Source organism: Streptomyces sporangiiformans (assembly GCF_005768555.2).
GTDB lineage: Bacteria > Actinomycetota > Actinomycetes > Streptomycetales > Streptomycetaceae > Streptomyces > Streptomyces sporangiiformans.
Window position 1 is genome coordinate 1 of sequence record NZ_VCHX02000208.1, and the last position, 776, is coordinate 776.

Sequence of the window (776 nt, forward strand, 5' to 3'; positions counted from 1 at the left end):
TCGCCGTCCCAGGGTCCCCAGGCGAGGGCGGTCCCGGTCAGGCCCTGCGTCCGCCGGTTCTCGATCAGCGCGTCCAGCTGGGCGTTGGCTGCGGCGTAGGCGGCCTGCCCCCCACTGCCCCACACTCCGGCGATCGAGGAGAACACCACGAACGCCGACAGCTCCCGGTCCCGGGTGAGCTCATCGAGGTGCGCGGCACCGGCCGCCTTGCCCGCCAGTACGCGGGCCACGCGGTCGGGGGTGAGGTCGCTGATCGGGTCGTCGTCCAGGACGCCTGCGGCGTGGAAGACCGCGTCGATGGGGTGGCGGGCCAGCAGGTCGGCTACCGCATCACGGTCGGCGACATCGCAGGCTTCTACGACTGCTTGGGCGCCCAACGTCTCTAGTTCGTCGGTGAGTTCATGGGCTCCGGGGGCGTCCGGGCCGCGTCGGCTGGTCAGCACCAGCTCAGCCGCGCCCTGTTCGGCCAGCCGGCGCGCCAGCCGCGCACCCAACGCCCCGGTGCCACCGGTGACCAGCACCCGCAGACCGTCTGCCCGCCACGACTCAGTGCGGTGAGTGCCGTGGTCTGCGGGCGCGGCATGATGCAGACGACGGGCCAGAATGCGCGAGCCGCGCAGCGCGACCTGGTCCTCCCCACTCCCGGCCAGTATCCCGGCCAGCAGGGACAGCGTCCTGCCATCCACCCGGGACGGCAGGTCGACCAGACCGCCCCAACGCTCCGGGAACTCCAAAGCCGCCACACGGCCCAGACCCCACACCCCGGACTGACCCAC

General features: G+C 72.7%; 1 protein-coding gene. It reads right to left on the reverse strand.

Annotated features, from left to right (window positions below):
• Positions 1-776: beta-ketoacyl reductase (locus FGD71_RS34920; protein ID WP_119104587.1), on the reverse strand; the 776-nt coding region annotated here is incomplete at both ends.